Here is a 15,729-nt window from a genome sequence, read left to right on the forward strand (position 1 = left end):
AACAGAGACCACTGCGCGTTCATACCCGCATGCGCGGGCATGACCGCATTGCCGGGGGGTTACTTCTTCAAGCCCTGCAACTTGGCAAACGCACTGGCCATGGCCGAGCCTGCCCCCGCTGGGGGTGGCGAGGTGTAGCCACCACTGGCGAATCCTCCGCCGCGTTGTCGGTTGTCCCGCCCTGCCCCTTCAAACTTGTTGTCGCGTGGACCATCGCGTCTGACAGGTGCGGCGTCAAGCTTCATGGTCAGGCTGATGCGCTTGCGGGCCACATCGACTTCGAGCACCTTCACTTTGACGATGTCACCCGTCTTGACCACTTCGCGGGCGTCAGTCACGAACTTGTTGGCCAGCTGGCTGACGTGAACCAGGCCGTCCTGGTGCACACCCAGGTCGACAAACGCGCCAAACTGGGCCACGTTGCTCACGGTGCCCTCCAAGGTCATGCCCTCTTTCAGGTCCTTGATGTCTTCCACGCCGTCGGCCAGGCGCGCCACCTTGAAGTCGGGGCGGGGGTCGCGGCCGGGTTTTTCCAGCTCGCCCAGGATGTCCTTGATGGTGATGGCCCCGAACTTGTCGTTCGCAAACAGCTCGGGCTTGAGCGTTTTCAAAACGTCCGTGCGACCCATGATCTCCTGGATCGGCTTGCCGGTTTTGACGATGATCTGCTCGACCACCGGGTAGGTTTCGGGGTGCACGCCCGTCATGTCCAGCGGGTTGTCGCCGCCCCTGATGCGCAAAAAGCCCGCGCTTTGCTCGAAAGTCTTGGCCCCCAGTCCGGTCACTTTGAGCAAATCCTGACGGGTCTTGAACACGCCGTTGGCATCGCGCCAGCGCACCACCGACTTGGCCACGCTGGCCGACAAACCCGACACGCGCGTCAGCAAAGGCACGCTGGCCGTGTTCAGGTCCACACCCACCGAGTTCACACAGTCCTCGACCACGGCGTCCAACGTCTTGGCCAACTCGCTCTGGTTCACATCGTGCTGGTACTGGCCCACGCCAATCGCTTTGGGGTCGATCTTGACAAGCTCCGACAGCGGGTCTTGCAGGCGGCGGGCAATGGATGCCGCGCCGCGCAGGCTCACGTCCACATCGGGCATTTCTTGTGAGGCAAATTCGCTGGCCGAATACACCGAAGCGCCTGCTTCGCTGACCACGACTTTCTGGATTTCCACCCCATCTCGCAGTCGGGCCAGTTGCTTGATCAGGTCGCCGGCCAGCTTGTCGGTTTCGCGGCTGGCGGTGCCGTTGCCAATCGCAATCAGGTTGACGTTGTGCTTTTCGCACAGCTTGGCCAGGGTGTAGAGCGAGCCCTCCCAGTCCTTGCGCGGCTCGTGCGGGTAGACGGTGGCGGTGTCGACCAGCTTGCCGGTGGCGTCGACCACGGCCACCTTCACGCCCGTGCGGATGCCTGGGTCCAGGCCCATGACCACACGGGGGCCTGCGGGGGCGGCCAGCAGCAGGTCACGCAGGTTGTCACTGAACACCTTGATGGCGACTTTTTCGGCCTCTTCGCGCAGGCGGGCAAACAAATCACGCTCGGTGGACAGGCTCAGCTTCACGCGCCAGGTCCAGGCCACGCATTTGCGGATCAGGTCGTCCGAGGGGCGGGCCGAATGGCTCCAGCCCAGGTGCATGGCGATCTTGCCTTCGGCGATGCTGGGTTTGCCGGGCTCGGGCTCGACCGGGAGAACCAATTTAGCGTCCAGCATTTCCAATGCACGGCCACGGAACACCGCCAATGCACGGTGAGAAGGCACGCGGCCAATCGGCTCGTCGTAGTAAAAGTAATCGCGGAACTTGGCCACGTCGGCGTTGTTTTCGTCCTTACCCTCGGCCAGCTTGCTTTTGAACAGGCCTTCGTTCCACAGCCACTCGCGCAGGGCTTGCACCAGCGAAGCGTCTTCGGCCCATCGCTCACTCAGCAAATCACGCACACCGTCCAGTACGGCAGCGGTGGTGGTGAAGTCGGCGCCTTCAATCTTGCCTGCAGGCAGCACAAAGGCAGCGGCCTCGGCATGCGGGTCGAGCGAGGGATCTGCAAACAGCTTGTCGGCCAGCGGCTCCAGCCCAGCTTCGCGGGCGATCATGCCTTTGGTGCGGCGCTTGGGTTTGAAGGGCAAATACAGGTCTTCCAGCTCCTGTTTGGTGGGTGCCGCATCGATGGCGGCCAGCAGCTCGGGCGTCATCTTGCCCTGCTCGGTGATGCTCTTGATGACGGCGGCGCGGCGGTCCTCCAGCTCGCGCAAGTAAGCCAGGCGTGCTTCGAGTTCGCGCAGCTGGATGTCGTCCAGGCCACCGGTCACCTCTTTGCGGTAACGGGCGATGAACGGGACGGTGGCACCGCCATCAAGCAATTCCACAGCGGTCTTGACCTGGTCAGGGCGGATACGGATTTCTGCGGCCAGTTGGGCCAGGATTTTTTGCATGTCTCAGGTCACATCCAGAGGGGAAAGCGGGCAAGTTTGCCACAAGCCATCTGAGCCGCCGCCACACCACCGCTCAAACTGTCAAATCACAGTTTGAGTGTTAAATAATATTAAAAACAAAAAATAATCCCATAATTTCACAAATTTATAGACATCAAACCATCAAAACTGTAAACTGAGGTCAAATCAACAAAACAGTCAATTGAGGGAGTGATGATGAATTTGACAAATCAACATAGCGTTGGTGCCGCCAAGCGGCTGGCCATGGTGGTGATGGTCTGTTTGTCCATGGTCTTTCTGACGGGTTGCCAAACCATGGGGGGCGGTGTGATCCCCAACGTTGAATACGAAAAATTCACCCCCAAACCCACGGACAAGCGGATCATGAAAGAGGTCAACCTGCGCTGGGAAGTGCGTGACGATGTGGCCCAGTACTGCGCCAAGTCGATTGGCATGGGCCGGGAACAGGCTTACATCACTCCACCTGTGGCGTGCGCGGTTTGGCACGTGCAGCGCCAGGAATGCGTGATCGTGACGGGCAGGGAAACTTCCCATGTGGCTTTGGGCCACGAAGTTCGCCACTGTTTTGAAGGCCACTTCCACAAGTAAACCCCAGCGCCCATGGCGCTGGGCTCACGGAGCCGATCAGCCTCAAATGGCGCGCAGGGCTTTTCGCAAACTTTCACCCACGTCAGGCCGCGCCGCAAACGGATCGGGCGGGTTGATGCCCTGAACAATCGCCTCCATGCGGCTTTGCACATTGCCCAGCGCCTGCGGATGGCTGTAAATGTAAAACTGCCCGCTGGCCACAGCATCAAACACCTTTTGCGCCACATCGGCGGCTGAAACCTTGCCACTGCTGACAGCTTTATCACTTTGCGCCTGGCCAATCAATTGGCTGGCTGTGGGTTTTTCGGGTGGCAAGTCTGCGGGCCGGTTGCGGTGGCTCTGGCTGATGCCGGTGGGCACAAAGTAAGGACACAGCACGCTGGCGCTGACTTGGTCACTGACCAGCTGCAAGTCCTGGTAGAGCGTTTCGGTCAAGGACACCACCGCGTGTTTGCTCACGTTGTAGATGCCCATGTTGGGGGGCGTGAGCAAACCGGCCATGCTGGCGGTGTTGACGATGTGACCTTGGTAAGCCGGGTCGGCCTTGGCAGCTTCGAGCATCATGGGGGTGAACAGGCGCACACCATGCACCACGCCCCACAGGTTCACGCCCAGCACCCACTCCCAGTCGGCCACGGAGTTTTCCCAAACCAGGCCCCCTGCCCCGACACCCGCGTTGTTGAACACGAAGTGCGGTGCGCCAAAACGGGCCTTCACGTCAGCGGCGAGCTGCTCCATGGCCGCCACCTTCGACACATCGACCTTGCGTGCCAGCACCTGCACCCCCTGGGCGGTCATTTCGGCTTCGGCTTTGTCCAGCGCATCCTGCTGCACATCGACCAGCACCAGGTTCATGCCGAGCCTGGCGCCAATGCGGGCGCATTCCAGCCCGAAACCCGAACCGGCACCGGTCAGGACTGCGGTTTTGCCTTTGAAATTCTCGATCATGCAAGGGCCTTTTTGAGTGTGAACCCGACGCGCGGGAAATGGACATGGACAGTGCCTGCACGGTCATCGGTGCGGCGCAGGGTGTAACGGGTGCGGGTGGCGGCCACCAGCTCGCCCTCGGTGGGCTCCAGGCCAAAGTTGTCGGCCGCGATCACCACCGCGCTGCCCAGCGCGATGCCGTGATCGTCCTGAAAAACCTCGCTGGGCACAGGCGCAGGCGTGGCGCTGCGGGCCACATGCAAAGCCTCTTCGGCGCTGCATTTACCAGGCGTGCCGTGACCGATGGCCTTCATGCGGGACATCCACGCCTTCACTTCGGGTGTGGCGTCAAAAATGCCGGCCAGTGCGGGCGTGCGCTCTTGCGTGAAACACAGCGGGTGGTAGACCGCAAAATCGGCCACACAAGGCTGGACGCCGAACAAAAAGTCTTGCCCGTGCAGCATGTTGGCGATGCGCCGGAGATAGCTCTTGTACGTGCCAGTGGCGTCGGCAGACGCCATGCGGGCCGCTCCGCCGCGCATGGCGGTGCGGTCGGCCACAAAGGCCTGCACACCCTCAGCAGGCGCACCCGCAAAGACTTGCGCCACACCCGCAGGCTGGAAGTTGTAGGCCATGGCGGCGGGGAACAGGGCGCTGTCGGCCCACTGCGCCACGATGCGGGCGGCACCCTTGATGGCTTCGGGGTAGATCGTGGGTGTGGGTGCGATGTGCTCCAGCACATCGCAGATGAGGGCGGTGTCGCAATACACGTCTGCACCGATCTGCAGCACTGGGGTTTTGCGGTAACCGCCTGTGAGCGCCGTCAGATCGGGCTTGGGCATGACCATCGGGATGAACACGCTCTTCCAGGCCAGTTGCTTGTGACCCAGAATCAGCCGGATTTTTTCGGCAAAGGGCGAAACCGGGTAGTGGTGCAGGATCAGGTCGGACATGGCTGGGGCCTCAGATCAGTTTGACCAGCTGCTTGCCGAAGTTCTTGCCTTTGAGCAGACCGAGGAAAGCCTCGGGTGCAGCCGCCAGGCCTTGGGCCACCGATTCGCGGGGGCGCAGTTTGCCCGTGCCGACCAGGGCGCCGAGTTCCTGCAGGGCTTCGGGCCAGACTTCCATGTGCTCGCTGACGATGAAGCCTTCGATCTTCATGCGGTTGACCAAAATCAGCGCGGGGTTGGCCATGGGCAGGGGCGCACCGTCGTAGCCGGCGATCATGCCGCACACCGCGATGCGGGCAAACGCGTTGGTGCGCAGCATCACGGCGTCGAGCACCATGCCGCCCACGTTTTCAAAGTGGCCGTCGATGCCGTTGGGGCAGGCTTCGCGCAGGGCTTTGGACAAGCTCAGGTAGTCCTTGTGTTCCTTGTAGTCGATGCAGGCGTCAAAGCCCAGTTCCTTGACCACGTAGTCGCACTTGTCTTTGCCGCCTGCGATGCCCACCACGCGGCAGCCCCGGGCCTTGGCCAAAGCGCCGTAGGCGCTGCCCACCGCGCCGCTGGCCGCGCTCACCGTGACGGTCTCGCCAGCTTTGGGGGCGATGATTTTCACCAGGCCATACCAGGCGGTCACGCCAGGCATGCCCACCGCGCCCAGGTAATGCGACAGCGGCACATGGGTGGTGTCGACCTTGCGCAGTGCGCCGACCACGTTGGCGTCGACCACGCTGTATTCCTGCCAGCCGCCCATGCCGACCACCTGGTCACCGGCTTTGAATTTGGGGTGGCGGCTGTCCACCACCTCACCCACCGTGCCTCCGATCATGACTTCACCCAGCGGCTGCGGTTGGGCGTAGCTTTTGCTCTCGTTCATGCGGCCACGCATGTAGGGGTCCAGGCTCAGGTAATGGTGGCAAACCAGCACCTGGCCGTCTTGCAGTTCGGGCAAAGGCAGCTCGATCATTTTGAAATTGTTGACAGTGGCCTCGCCTTGCGGGCGGTTGTCCAGAACGATGCGGTGGTTGATGGGCATGAAGGTCTCCAGTGCGTTGGAATGGGTGAATGAATCGGAATCAGTCGGTCGAGGGTGATGGGGAATCGCGACGACTCACATATTTGAAAGTGCCCGTCGCGTGGGCGCACAACTGGCCTTGGGCATCGAACACGCTGCCCTCGGTGAACGCCATGCTGCGTGTGCGGTGCTGCAGGTGCCCCTTGCCGACCAGCGCTTGACCCGCAGGCACTTTGGCGGGGCGCATGAAGGTGGTTTTCATCTCGATGGTGACCACGCCCATCTCGGGGTCCACGCTGCGCGCGGCCGTGGCCATGATCACATCCAGAAAGGTCATGACCGCGCCGCCGTGCGTGACGTCGAAGGAGTTGAAGTGTTCGGGTCGTGGGGCAAACAACAGCTCGGACTGGCCGCCTTCGAACTTCTCCAGCGTGAAGCCCAAATGGTCAACGAACGGAATCCGGGCACCAAATGGAATGCTCATATCTTCAGGTCCGCCAAAGTTTCAACCACCGATGATGGCGCTCACGCCACCGTCGACGGCCATCCACTGGCCGGTGATGTGCTTGCCCGCGTCGGATGCATAGAGCACGACCAAGCCCTTCAGGTCTTCGTCATCACCCAAGCGGCGCAGGGGTGCGCCTTGGGCCATCTTGTCGGCGCCGAGCTTTTCCAGCAGACCATGGGTCATCTTGCTGGGGAAAAACCCCGGGCAAATCGCGTTGACGGTGATGCCGTGCTCGCCCCACTCTCCCGCCAGGGCGCGGGTGAAGTTGATGACCGCGCCCTTGGAGGTGTTGTAGGCAATCGTCTTCATCTCCGAAGGGTTGCCCGCCAAACCGGCAATCGAGGCCACGTTCAGGATGCGGCCTTTGCCGCGCGGGATGAAGCTTTGCTTGGCCACCTCTTGAGACAGGATGAAATAACCGCGCACGTTCAGGTTCATGACCTTGTCCCAGGCTTCGACCGGATGGTCTTCTGCGGGCGCTCCCCAGGTCGCGCCCGCGTTGTTGACCAGGATGTCGATCGGGCCCATGCGCTCCATGGTCTCGGCCGCCAGGCGGCGGATGTCTTCTTCCTTGCCGCAGTCGGCCGCGATCCAGCGGGCATCGATGCCTGCGGCCTGCAGCTCGGCAGCGGCTTCTTCCAGGTCGGCCGCCTTGCGCGAGCTGAGCATGATCTTGGCCCCGGCCTCGCCCAGGGCGTGGGCCATTTGCAGGCCCAGGCCGCGCGAGCCTCCGGTGACGAGGGCGACTTGCCCCGTCAGGTCAAAAAGTTGTTGAATGGTGCGTGCCATCTTGTACTCCTGTTATTCAACGATGTAATCCATGCAGCGGCGCTCTTTCACAACCGCCTTCATGAAGGGCTTGATGGCCACATGATCGGGGTGATTCTGGTAAGCCGCTAGCACCTGCGCGTCATCGAGCAACATGTGCAACACCAGGTCGTTGGTGCAGTCCATGCCGGGGGTGGCGGTGGCCACTTCAAAGGTGCGGATGCCGGGCACCACCTGGGCGCAAGACAGCAGCAGGGCTTTGGCCTTGGCCAGGTTGGTGGCCTTGTCGGCACCTTCGGCCTGCTCGTGCAGGTTCCACATCACGATGTGACGGATCATCAGAACGCCTCCTCGGGCAGGTCGGCACAGGTCGGGTCACGGCTTTTGACCACGTTCAGCCAGGCGCCGATCTTGGGCAGTTCGTAGCGGAAGAAATAGCGGCAAGCGGCGCGACGACCCTGCGCGGCTGGGCTGTGGTCACTGACTGCACTGCAGGCCACGTCGAGCCAGATCCAGGCGATCACGGTGTGGCCAAAAGCCTGCAGATACGGCACGGCATTGGCCAGGGCCTGCGCGGGTTCGGCACCCGCCCAGGCTTGTTGCGTGGCCTCGCCCACTTGCTTCAAGGCATCGCGCAAGGCGGCCGCTTCAGGGCCCCAAGCAGTTTCGGCTTTGGCGGCGGTGGCCAGCATGCGTTCGGCCAGCAATTGCAGGCCCCGGCCTTTTTCCATCAGCACCTTTCGGCCGAGCAAGTCCATGGCCTGGATGCCGTGCGTGCCCTCGTGGATCATGTTCAGGCGGTTGTCTCGCCAGTACTGCTCCACCGGAAAATCGCGCGTGTAACCATAGCCGCCGTGGATCTGGATGGCCAGGCTGTTGGCTTCCAGACACCATTCGCTGGGGAAACTCTTGACGATGGGGGTGAGCACTTCGAGCAGCAGCCGCGCCACATCGGCGTCTTGGGCGGTGCCGGTGTGTTGCTCGTCCACCAGTCGGGCGCAGTACAAGGCGAGCGCCAGCGCCCCTTCGCTGTAGGCTTTTTGCGCCAGCAGCATGCGTTTGATGTCGGCGTGCTCGATGATGCGCACCTGGGGTTGGCTCGCATCCTTGCCCCCTGCCCCGGTGGGCCTGCCTTGTGGGCGGTTTTTGGCGTAGTCGAGGCTGGCGTAATAACCGGCCATGCCCAGCATGGTGGCGGCCATGCCCACACCGATGCGGGCCTCGTTCATCATGTGGAACATGCAGCGCAGGCCTTCGCCGGGCTTGCCGACCAAATACCCAATGGCACCGGTATCACCTCTGACGGGGTACTTGCCCTCGCCAAAGTTCAGCAGCGTGTTGGTCGTGCCGCGCCAGCCACATTTGTGGTTCAGGCCCGCCAGCGCCACATCGTTGCGCTCGCCCGTCAATTGCCCGTTTGTGTCCACCAGCTTCTTGGGCACGATGAACAGCGAGATGCCTTTGACGCCGGGCACCAGTTGCCCGTTCGCATCGGGAATCTTGGCCAGCACCAGGTGAATGATGTTCTCGGAGAGTTCGTGTTCACCCGAGGAGATCCACATCTTGTTGCCTTTGAGGCGGTAGCGTGGGCCCAAGGCATCGGCCTCAAAACCCTCGCCATCGGGCGTGGCGCGGGTCATCACGTCGCTCAGCGACGAGCCCGCTTGCGGCTCACTCAGGCACATGGTGCCGGAAAAGCGCCCTGAAAATTCGTTGGCGGCAAACACCTTTTTTTGCACATCGGTGCCGTGCACCATGAGCAAATTGGCGTTGCCACTGGTCAGCATGCCCGAGCCAATGCTGACCGAGGCCATGGCAAAAAAGGCGTTGGCTGCCGCTTCCACCGTGTAGGGCAGCTGCATGCCGCCGATCTCGTAGTCTTGCGCGGCGCTCAGCATGCCCGACTCGGCATAGGCCTTGTACGCGTCGTGTGTGGCCTGCGGCAGGATGACTTTTTCGCCGTCAAAGTGCGGCTCTTGCGTGTCCACCAGGCGGTTGAACGGGGCGTATTTTTCACGCGCAATGCGCTCGCAGGTGTCGAGCACCGCGTCAAAGGTTTCCCGGCTGTGGTCGGCGAAGCGTTCGCGGGACTGCAGGCTTTCGACGTTCAGCCAGTCGTGCAGCAAAAAATCAACAGTGGGGCGCAGGCTCATCGGATCGTTCTTTCATGGCAATGCCCTGTGGGAGCGAGTCCCTGCTCGCGAAGCATTCGGCCGCAGGGGCAGCCTCCCACAGAAAAAAGGGGCAGAGAGCATGATGCCCTCTGCCCCCGTGTGGATCAGCCATCCACGCGACAGTTCATCAGAGCACTTCGAAGATGCCGCAAGCGCCCATGCCGCCGCCAATGCACATGGTCACCGCCACGCGCTTGGCGCCACGGCGCTTGCCTTCGATCAGGGCGTGGCCAGTCAGGCGCTGGCCCGATACACCGTAGGGGTGACCCACGGCGATCGCACCGCCATTGACGTTCAGGCGGTCGGCTGGAATGCCCAGCTTGTCGCGGCAATACAGCACCTGCACGGCAAAGGCTTCGTTCAGTTCCCACAGGTCGATGTCGTTGACCGTCAGGCCCAGACGTGCCAAGGCTTTGGGCACGGCATACACCGGGCCAATGCCCATTTCGTCGGGCTCGCAACCGGCCACCGCAAAACCAAGGAATCGGCCCAGCGGCTTCATGCCGCGTTGCTCGGCCAGTTTTTCGTCCATCAGCACGCAAGCGCCTGCACCGTCCGAGAACTGGCTGGCATTGCCCGCCGACACCAGGCCGCCAGGCAAAGCCGAGCGCAGGCCGCTGATGGCTTCCACCGTGGTGCCTTCGCGCAGACCTTCGTCCTTGCTCACCGTGACTTGCTTGGTGGTCATGCCCATGACCTTGTCGATCACGCCCTGTGTGACGGTGATGGGGGCGATTTCGGCGTCGAACAGGCCAGCGGCTTGTGCGGCGCAAGCTTTTTGCTGGCTGGCAGCGCCGTATTCGTCCATGCGGTCACGGCCGATCTTGTAGCGCTTGGCCACTTGCTCGGCGGTTTGCAGCATGTTCCAGTAGATCTCGGGCTTTTGTTTGGCCAGCGACAGGTCTTGCAGCATGTGGGTGTTCATCTCTTGCTGCACGCAGGAGATGCTCTCTACGCCACCGGCCACATACACCTGGCCTTCACCCGCGATGATGCGTTGTGCGGCCAGGGCGATGGTTTGCAGGCCCGAGGAGCAAAAACGGTTGACGGTCATGCCCGAGACCGAAATGGGCAAACCGGCCTTGAGCGCGATCTGGCGGGCGATGTTGGCGCCCGTGGCCCCTTCGGGCGTGGCGCAGCCCATGATCACGTCTTCGACCTCGGCGGCGTCAATGCCAGCGCGGGCCACGGCGTGCTGAACCGCATGGCCACCCAAGGTGGCGCCGTGGGTCATGTTGAAAGCGCCCTTCCAGCTCTTGGCCAGAGGGGTGCGGGCGGTGGATACGATGACAGCATTCGTCATGATGGTCCTTTCATGTGGGGGACAGAGCTAAAGATCTGTCCCGCCAAAAATTTAAAAAATCAGTTGAATGTCTTGCCTTCGGCCACCAAACGGGCCAACAGGGGCGCGGGTTGCCAGAACTGGGCGTCGTCGTGCGGGTTCTTGGCGAAGCGTTTCATGGCTTCGGCCACGTTGAACAAGCCGATGGTGTCGGCGTAGATCATGGGGCCGCCGCGCCACAGCGGGAAGCCGTAGCCGGTCAGGTACACCATGTCGATGTCGCTGGCCTTGCTGGCGATGCCTTCTTCCAGAATGTGGGCAGCTTCGTTGACCAGCGAGAACACCAGGCGCTGCACAATTTCTTCGTCGGAAATCTTGCGTGGCGTGATGCCCAAAGCGGCGCGGTGCTTTTCGATCATCTCGACCACCACAGGGCTGGGAATCGCATCGCGCTTGCCGGCCTGGTAGTCGTACCAGCCTGCGCCGGTCTTTTGGCCATAGCGGCCCATCTCGCACAGCAGGTCAGCGGTTTTGCTGTACTTGAGGTGCGGCTTTTCCACATAACGGCGCTTGCGGATCGCCCAGCCGATGTCGTTGCCCGCCAAGTCACCCATGCGGAACGGACCCATGGCAAAGCCGAATTTCTCGATGGCCTTGTCGACTTGCGCCGGGGTGCAGCCTTCTTCGATCAGGAAACCCGCCTGACGGCTGTACTGCTCGATCATGCGGTTGCCGATGAAACCATCACACACGCCCGAGACCACCGAGGTTTTCTTGATCTTCTTGCCAATCGCCATCACGGTGGCCAGCACGTCCTTGCCGGTTTTTTCGCCACGCACCACTTCGAGCAGTTTCATGACGTTGGCGGGGCTGAAGAAGTGCATGCCGACCACGTCTTGCGGACGCTTGGTGAAGCTGGCGATCTTGTTCACATCGAGTGTGGAGGTGTTGGACGCCAGGATCGCGCCGGGCTTCATCACTTCGTCGAGTTTCTTGAAGACGGCTTCTTTCACGCCCATTTCTTCGAACACGGCCTCGATCACCAAGTCAGCCTGACCGATGTCGTCGTAGCTCAACGTGGTGCTCAAAAGCGCCATGCGCTCATCGTATTTTTCTTGCTTGAGCTTGCCTTTTTTAACCTGGGCTTCGTAGTTCTTGCGGATGGTGGCAATGCCGCGGTCCAGCGCGTCCTGCTTCATCTCCAGGATCTTGACCGGGATGCCCGCGTTCAGGAAGTTCATCGAGATGCCGCCGCCCATGGTGCCAGCACCAATGACGGCCACGCTCTTGATCTCGCGCTTGGGCGTGTCTTCGGGCACGTCGGGGATCTTGCTGGCGGCGCGGTCTGCCATGAAGATGTGGCGCAGTGCGCGGCACTCGGGCGTCATCATCAGGTTCATGAAGATTTCGCGCTCAAAGACCATGCCGTCTTCAAACTTCTTCTTGGTGGCCGCTTCGACCGCGTCCACGCACTTGGCGGGTGCAGGCAGGTTTTTGGCCATGCCCTTGACCATGTTGCGGGCAAACTGGAAGTAAGCATCGCCTTGCGGGTGCTTGCAAGGCAGGTTTTTCACCAGTGGCAGCGGCGAGCCGTCGGCATGCGCTGCGGCCACTTTGCGGGCCAGCGCCAGAGCCTCTTCGGGCAGGCTTTCGGCCGACTTCGCCATGGCATCGAACAGCTTTTGGCCAGGCAGCATGGCCAGCATCTCGCTCTTGATGGCTTCGCCGCTGACGATCATGTTGAGCGCAGGCTCCACACCGATCACGCGGGGCAGGCGCTGCGTGCCACCGGCACCGGGGATCAGGCCCAGCTTGACTTCGGGCAGCGCAATGCTGGCGCCGGGCGCGGCAATGCGGTAGTGGCAGCCGAGTGCCAGTTCCAGACCGCCGCCCATGGCGACCGAGTGGATGGCCGCCACCACGGGCTTGGCCGAATTTTCGCAAGCGCGGATGACGCTCAGCAAATTGGGTTCCTGGATCGCCTTGGGCGAGCCAAATTCACGGATGTCTGCACCGCCCGAAAAGGCTTTGCCCGCGCCTGTGATGACGATGGCCTTGACCGATGCGTCGTTGTTGGCTTTTTCCAGACCATCGGTGATGCCGATGCGGGTGGACAGGCCCAAACCGTTGACGGGCGGGTTCATCAACGTGATGACCGCGACATCACCGTGGACTTTGTATTCAGCTGTCATGCTGGACTTCCTTTGCGTGAAAAGTTAAAAAAGAACGACCGTTCGTTTTTTGCATTGTAGACATAAAAAACGGCCCGATTACAAAAATTTTGTCGCCACAGAGACGTGGGCCAAACCCATCAAACCTCCAGCCACTCCTTGCGAATGTAGCTGTTGGCGCGCAGCTCATCGGGTGTGCCCTGGAACACGATGGCACCGTGGCCCATGACCAAGGCCCGGTCCGAAATGCTCATGGCAATGGTCAGCTTTTGTTCGATCAGCAAGACCGAGACACCCCTTGATTTCAGGCTTTGCAGGTATTGCCCCACCAATTCCACGATTTTGGGGGCCAGGCCCTCGGTCGGCTCGTCGATGATGATGAGGTCCGGATCGCCCATCAAGGTACGGCACAGCGTGAGCATTTGCTGTTCGCCACCGGACAGGACCCCGGCCTCGGTGTGCTCGCGCTCTTTGAGGCGCGGGAACATGGCGTACATGTCGTCAAACGACCAGCGACCGTTGTGGCCGCTGCGCTTTTGGCCCAGTTGCAGGTTCTGGTGCACCGTCAACTTGGGGAAGATGTCGCGGTTTTCAGGCACATAACCGATCCCCAGGTGAGCGATCTCATAGGCTTTTTTGCCCTGGATCGACTGGCCTTTCCAGTCAATGCGGCCCTGGCACTCGACCAAGCCCATGATGGCCTTGGCCGTGGTGGAGCGGCCCGAGCCGTTGCGCCCGAGCAGCGCCACAATTTCGCCCTGCCCGACCTCGAAGCCCACACCATGCAGCACATGGCTCTTGCCGTAATAGGCGTGAAGGTTGTCTATCTGCAGCATCAATGGCCTCCTGCCTGACTGTCCGCCACCGGAGAGCCCAAATAGGCTTCCTGCACCTTGGCATTGGCCCGCACCGCGTCGGGGGTGTCGAAGGCGATGACTTCGCCGTACACCACCACCGCGATTTTGTCGGCCAGCCCGAACACCACGCCCATGTCGTGCTCCACCGTGAGCAGGGTTTTGCCCACCGTGACCTCCTTGATGAGCTGGATGAAACGCGAGGTTTCGCTTTTGCTCATGCCGGCTGTGGGTTCGTCCAGCAAAATGACATCGGAGCCGCCCGCAATGGTCACGCCAATTTCCAGCGCGCGCTGCTCGGCATAGGTCAGGTTGACGGCCAGCACATCGCGCTTTTTGTCCAGGTGGATCATCTCGAGCAATTCGTTCGTGCGGTCGTTCGCATCTTTCAGCCCCGAAAGGAACTTGAAGAAGGTGTACTTGTAGCCCAGGCTCCAGAGCACGGCGCAGCGCAAATTTTCAAACACGCTCAGCTTGGGGAAGATGTTGGTGATCTGGAAGCTGCGCGACAGCCCCATCCGGTTGATCTCGTAAGGCGTTTTGTGCTGAATGGCTTGGCCGTTCAGCAAAATATCGCCGCTGGTCGGGCCAAAGCGGCCGCTGATCAGGTTGAACAGCGTGGACTTGCCCGCGCCGTTGGGGCCGATCACCGCCACCCGTTCACCGGCCTGCACCGCCAGGTTCACACCCCGGATGATTTCGGTCTTGCCGAAGTTCTTTCGGACGTCTTTGAGTTCAAGAGCGTAGGCACTCATACTGCGGTCTCCCGGCGCTTGATTTCTTTTTCAATGTCGGTCTGGATCTCGCCCCAGTCGCGGGCAAACTGCCGACGCGCGAGCTCGAACAAACCCAGGCCCGTGAGCATGACAAAAGCCGAGCCGAACCAGCTGTCCAGGCTCTTGGCGTTCAGCGTGGCCCCCATGAACTTGACGGTGTCACCCAAAGCCGAATTGAGCTGCAGGTGGTAGACCATCTCGATCATCGCCCCGGCCCCCGCGAGCATGACGATGGCGGTGAGGCCCAGGCCCAGGTAGCTGGTCCAGATCTGGCGCAGCTTGCCGAATTTGGCCACCCGCAGGTTCATCATGATCAGGCTGGCGATGCCACCCGGGGCATACATGACCATGAACAGGAAAACCAGTCCCAGGTACAGCAACCAGGCCTTGGTCAGCTCCGACAGCAGCACAAAGGCGATGATCATCAAAATCGCGCCAATGATGGGGCCAAAAAAGAAGGTGGCACCCCCCAAGAAGGTGAACAGCAAATAAGCGCCCGAGCGCCCTGCCCCCACCACTTCGGCCGTGACGATCTCGAAGTTGAGGGCGCCCAAACCGCCCGCGATGCCTGCAAAAAAGCCCGCGATGATGAAAGCGATGTAGCGCACGCGCTGGGTGTTGTAGCCGATGAACTCGACCCGTTCGGGGTTGTCACGCACCGCATTCAGGATGCGGCCCAGCGGCGTTTGCGTGAAGGCGTACATGAGCGCCACACACACAAAGGTGTAGACCGCGATCAGGTAATACACCTGAATTTGCGGACCGTAGGTGATGCCAAAGAAGGCTTCACCCGCCACACGGTTGCCCGACACGCCCGCCTCGCCCCCGAAAAACTCCGAGAACATGAGCGACATGGCAAACACCAGCTCGGCCACGCCCAGGGTGATCATGGCAAATGGCGTGCCCGACTTGCGGGTGGTGACCCAGCCGAGCAAAATGGCAAAGCCCATGCCCGCCACACCGCCCACAATGGGCAGCAGGCTGACGGGGATGTTGAGCTTGCCGCCACTGACCGCGTTCAGCGCGTGAATGGCCATGTAGGAGCCCAGCCCGGTGTAGACCGCATGGCCAAAACTCAGCATGCCGCCCTGCCCCAACAGGATGTTGTAGGACAGGCAGGCAATGATGGCGATGCCCATTTGCGCCAACATGGTCACCGACAGGTTGCTGGTGAACACCAAGGGGGCCAGGACCAGCACCAAGGCAAACAGGCTCCAGATGACCCAGCGGCCGACGTTGTAGGGTTTGAATTTGTAAACAGCAGCCATG

Annotated in this window: 14 protein-coding genes; 1 reads left to right on the forward strand and 13 read right to left on the reverse strand. The window is 61.4% G+C overall.

Annotated features, from left to right (window positions below; translation table 11 throughout):
* Positions 1-59 precede the first annotated feature (59 nt).
* Positions 60-2,432, reverse strand: a complete 2,373-nt coding sequence (locus ACZ5RT_RS10380; protein ID WP_464452394.1) for a Tex family protein — start codon at positions 2,430-2,432, stop codon at positions 60-62.
* Between the two features lie 216 nt (positions 2,433-2,648).
* Between ACZ5RT_RS10380 and ACZ5RT_RS10385 the strand changes: the two genes are divergently transcribed.
* Positions 2,649-3,041 (forward strand): hypothetical protein, encoded by a 393-nt coding sequence (locus ACZ5RT_RS10385; protein WP_464452395.1) that lies wholly within the window; start codon positions 2,649-2,651, stop codon positions 3,039-3,041.
* A 42-nt stretch (positions 3,042-3,083) separates the two neighbouring features.
* On the opposite strand, the gene ACZ5RT_RS10390 is transcribed toward ACZ5RT_RS10385, so the two are convergent.
* The 12 genes from ACZ5RT_RS10390 to ACZ5RT_RS10445 all read right to left on the reverse strand — a co-directional run bounded on the left by ACZ5RT_RS10390 (position 3,084) and on the right by ACZ5RT_RS10445 (position 15,728).
* The gene (locus ACZ5RT_RS10390; protein WP_422171769.1) at positions 3,084-3,989 is read right to left on the reverse strand and encodes an SDR family oxidoreductase; all 906 of its coding nucleotides are present in this window, start codon (positions 3,987-3,989) and stop codon (positions 3,084-3,086) included.
* Positions 3,986-4,921 carry a glutathione S-transferase family protein gene (locus ACZ5RT_RS10395; protein WP_464452396.1) on the reverse strand — a complete coding sequence of 312 codons (936 nt, stop codon included), beginning with the start codon at positions 4,919-4,921 and terminating at the stop codon, positions 3,986-3,988. The genes ACZ5RT_RS10390 and ACZ5RT_RS10395 overlap by 4 nt, the downstream gene beginning before the upstream one ends.
* 10 nt (positions 4,922-4,931) lie before the next feature.
* A complete protein-coding gene (locus ACZ5RT_RS10400) occupies positions 4,932-5,948 on the reverse strand; it encodes an NADP-dependent oxidoreductase (protein WP_291923633.1) in 1,017 nt (338 codons plus the stop codon).
* A 40-nt stretch (positions 5,949-5,988) separates the two neighbouring features.
* The gene (locus tag ACZ5RT_RS10405; RefSeq protein WP_108426338.1) at positions 5,989-6,411 is read right to left on the reverse strand and encodes a PaaI family thioesterase; all 423 of its coding nucleotides are present in this window, start codon (positions 6,409-6,411) and stop codon (positions 5,989-5,991) included.
* 21 nt (positions 6,412-6,432) lie between these two features.
* Positions 6,433-7,224 carry an SDR family oxidoreductase gene (locus ACZ5RT_RS10410; RefSeq protein WP_108426340.1) on the reverse strand — a complete coding sequence of 264 codons (792 nt, stop codon included), beginning with the start codon at positions 7,222-7,224 and terminating at the stop codon, positions 6,433-6,435.
* Between the two features lie 12 nt (positions 7,225-7,236).
* Positions 7,237-7,542 (reverse strand): Dabb family protein, encoded by a 306-nt coding sequence (locus tag ACZ5RT_RS10415; protein WP_416561150.1) that lies wholly within the window; start codon positions 7,540-7,542, stop codon positions 7,237-7,239.
* Positions 7,542-9,356, reverse strand: coding sequence for an acyl-CoA dehydrogenase (locus tag ACZ5RT_RS10420; protein WP_464452397.1), 1,815 nt, complete (start codon positions 9,354-9,356; stop codon positions 7,542-7,544). The genes ACZ5RT_RS10415 and ACZ5RT_RS10420 overlap by 1 nt, the downstream gene beginning before the upstream one ends.
* A gap of 148 nt (positions 9,357-9,504) precedes the next feature.
* Positions 9,505-10,680, reverse strand: a complete 1,176-nt coding sequence (locus ACZ5RT_RS10425) for an acetyl-CoA C-acyltransferase (RefSeq protein ID WP_416561152.1) — start codon at positions 10,678-10,680, stop codon at positions 9,505-9,507.
* Positions 10,681-10,739: 59 nt separating this feature from the next.
* The gene (locus ACZ5RT_RS10430) at positions 10,740-12,851 is read right to left on the reverse strand and encodes a 3-hydroxyacyl-CoA dehydrogenase NAD-binding domain-containing protein (protein ID WP_108426348.1); all 2,112 of its coding nucleotides are present in this window, start codon (positions 12,849-12,851) and stop codon (positions 10,740-10,742) included.
* A 119-nt stretch (positions 12,852-12,970) separates the two neighbouring features.
* Positions 12,971-13,666: an ABC transporter ATP-binding protein gene (locus ACZ5RT_RS10435; protein ID WP_108426852.1), complete on the reverse strand. Its 696-nt coding sequence runs from the start codon at positions 13,664-13,666 to the stop codon at positions 12,971-12,973.
* Entirely contained in the window at positions 13,666-14,439 is a 774-nt protein-coding gene (locus tag ACZ5RT_RS10440; RefSeq protein ID WP_108426350.1) for an ABC transporter ATP-binding protein, read from the reverse strand. Before ACZ5RT_RS10440 ends, ACZ5RT_RS10435 begins: the two co-directional genes overlap by 1 nt.
* The gene (locus tag ACZ5RT_RS10445) at positions 14,436-15,728 is read right to left on the reverse strand and encodes a branched-chain amino acid ABC transporter permease (RefSeq protein WP_291923617.1); all 1,293 of its coding nucleotides are present in this window, start codon (positions 15,726-15,728) and stop codon (positions 14,436-14,438) included. Before ACZ5RT_RS10445 ends, ACZ5RT_RS10440 begins: the two co-directional genes overlap by 4 nt.
* Between the last annotated feature and the right edge of the window lies 1 nt (position 15,729).

The organism is Limnohabitans sp. TEGF003 (genome assembly GCF_055395455.1).